This is a genomic window from Nocardia sp. NPDC004722 (assembly GCF_053601505.1).
In genome coordinates this window covers 1-2,804 of the sequence record NZ_JBSGBY010000845.1, presented here as the reverse complement: position 1 = coordinate 2,804, position 2,804 = coordinate 1, and the positions used below count along the sequence as shown (strand labels likewise).

General features: G+C 69.0%; 2 protein-coding genes. Both read left to right on the top strand.

Going from position 1 to position 2,804, the window contains the following annotated elements:
• The coding region (locus tag ACWELQ_RS42865; protein WP_452402711.1) for an APC family permease at window positions 1-1,890 on the top strand (1,890 nt) is incomplete at its 5' end.
• Window positions 1,887-2,804 (top strand): TRAM domain-containing protein (locus tag ACWELQ_RS42860; protein ID WP_452402710.1); only part of this gene is annotated, 918 nt, incomplete at its 3' end. The genes ACWELQ_RS42865 and ACWELQ_RS42860, both read left to right, overlap by 4 nt.

The window sequence follows — 2,804 nt, the reverse complement described above, 5'->3', positions numbered from 1 at the left end:
CCGGTTTTCGCCTCGGACGCGCTGTCATCGGTGGCTTACGCGCCGGAGGAGATCTTCCTGGTGCTCTCGGTGGCGGGCCTGTCGGCCTACGCCTACGCACCCTGGATCGGCCTCGCGGTCGCGCTGGTGATGGCGGTGGTGGTGGCCAGCTACCGGCAGAACGTGCACGCCTACCCGTCCGGTGGCGGTGATTACGAGGTCGCCACCAAGAACCTGGGGCCCACCGCCGGATTGACCGTCGGCAGTGCGCTCTTGGTGGACTATGTGCTCACGGTGGCGGTGTCGATTTCCTCGGCGGCGTCGAATATCGGTTCGGCAGTGCCGTTCGTCGCAACACACAAGGTGCTGTTCGCGGTCAGCGCGATTGTGATTCTCACCGCGATCAATCTGCGCGGCATCCGTGAATCCGGTACCGCGTTCGCGATTCCCACCTACGCGTTCATGATCGGCATGGCGCTCATGCTGCTGTGGGGTTTCATCCGCATCGGGCTGGGGCAGACCGTGCACGCCGAGTCCTACGGGTTCGGGCTCAAGGCCGAGGATTCGCATCTGGCGGGGCTGGCCTTCGTATTCCTCATCGCGCGCGCGTTCTCCTCCGGCTGTGCCGCGCTGACGGGTGTGGAGGCCATCAGCAATGGTGTGCCCGCGTTCCGCAAACCCAAGTCGCGCAATGCCGCGACCACGTTGCTGCTGCTGGGCGGCATCGCGATCACCTTGTTCATGGGCATGATCGTGCTCACCCAGAAGGTCGGCATCGTGTACGCGCACGACACCTCCGACCTGATCGGGGCGCCGGCCGGATACGAGCAGAAGACGCTCGTCGCGCAGCTGGCGGGCGCGGTGTTCTCCGGGTTCCCGACGGGCTTCTACTTCATCACCATCGTCACCGCGCTGATCCTGGTGCTGGCGGCCAATACCGCGTTCAACGGGTTCCCGGTGCTGGGTTCGATTCTGGCGCAGGACCGTTTCCTGCCGCGCCAGCTGCACACGCGCGGGGACCGGCTGGCGTTCAGCAACGGCATCCTGTTCCTGGCCGGTGCGGCCATCGCGTTCGTGGTGCTGTTCGGCGGTGAGGTGACGCGGCTGATCCAGCTCTACATCGTGGGCGTGTTCGTGTCGTTCGTGCTGAGTCAGACCGGCATGCTGCGGCATTGGACGCGGTTGCTGCGCACCGAGACCGATCCGTCGCAGCGGGCGCGCATGAAGCGCTCGCGGGTGATCAACGCCATCGGCCTGACCATGACCGCGACCGTGCTGTGCATCGTGCTGGTCACCAAGTTCGTGGCGGGCGCGTGGATCGCCATCGTCACCATGGCGGCCATCTTCGGGTTGATGAAACTCATTCGCCGCCACTACGACGCGGTCTCGCAGGAACTCGACGACACCGAATGGGACGGCGTGCTGCCCAGCCGCACCCACTCCATCGTGCTGGTGTCGAAGCTGCATCTGCCGACCAAGCGCGCCCTCGCCTATGCCCGCGCCACCCGGCCCGACACCATCGAGGCGATCACCGTGAACGTCGACGAGCCCGACACCCGGTCGCTGGTGCGGCAGTGGGAGGCCAGCGATATCGCGGTGCCGCTCAAGGTGATCGAGTCGCCGTACCGTGAGATCACCAAGCCGGTGGTGGATTACGTGAAGCGGGTGCGCAAGGATTCCCCGCGTGACGTGGTCACCGTGTTCATTCCGGAGTATGTGGTCGGGCACTGGTGGGAGCAGTTGCTGCACAATCAGAGTGCGTTGCGGCTCAAGGGCCGCCTGCTGTTCGAGCCCGGTGTGATGGTGACCAGCGTCCCGTGGCAGTTGTCGTCCTCGGCGGGCCGGGCCCGCCCGGGCCGGCTGGCCAACGCGCCCGGCAATATCCGGCGCGGCTTCGGGGACGAGCGATGAGCGCCGGACCCGACTGGTACGGCGAGATCTTCGAGGTCCGGCTGGGTCCGCCCGGCCACGGCGGCTTCTGCGTCGCCCGCCACGAGGGCCGCGTCTTGTTCGTGCGCCACGGCCTGCCCGGTGAGCTCGTGCGCGCCCAGATCACCGAGGACCGCGGCGGCTCCTTCTGCCGCGCCGACGCCATCGACATCCTCGAAGCATCCCCCGACCGCATCCCCGCCACCTGCCCGGTCTCCGGCCCCGGCGGCGCGGGCTGCTGCGACTTCACCTTCGCCACCCCCGCCGCCCAACGCGACCTCAAACACCAGGTCGTCGCCGACCAACTCCGCCGCCTGGCCAACTGGGAACCGGACTTCATCGTCGAAACCATCCCGACACCCCTCGGCCTCCCGAGTGGCGTTGCGGCGCAACTCGATGCGCTGGCAGCTCGGCGGCCCGGGACGCCGGATCGGCGGCCGCCGGGCCCCGGCCGTATCGGCGGGGTGGCCACCCATGTAGCCCGTGCTCTGACGGTCGGTACCGACCTCGGCGGCGCACGGTCGGCGGACGCGTACGCCGGGGGCTGGCGGAGCCGTGTGCGGCTGACGGTCGATTCCGATGGGCGGGCCGGGGTGCACGGGTATCGGAGTACCGAGGTGATCGCTGATCTGCGGTGTCCGCAGCCGATGGCCGGGGCGATGGATGGGATCGCGGAGCGGAAGTGGACGCCCGGGGCGGATCTCGTTGTCGCCGTGGATGGTGACGGGATGCGGCATGTCGTCGAGGTGGCCCCGGCCGCCGATGAGCGCGGAGATCGGCGCGGGCGCGGGGGCGATCGGCGCGAGAACGGGCGGGGCGGGGGCGCTTCGGGGCGGCGCGGGGGTGATCGCGGTAGTACCGCCGCGCGGCGGGCCGCGGCGCACGGGCCGCGGGCC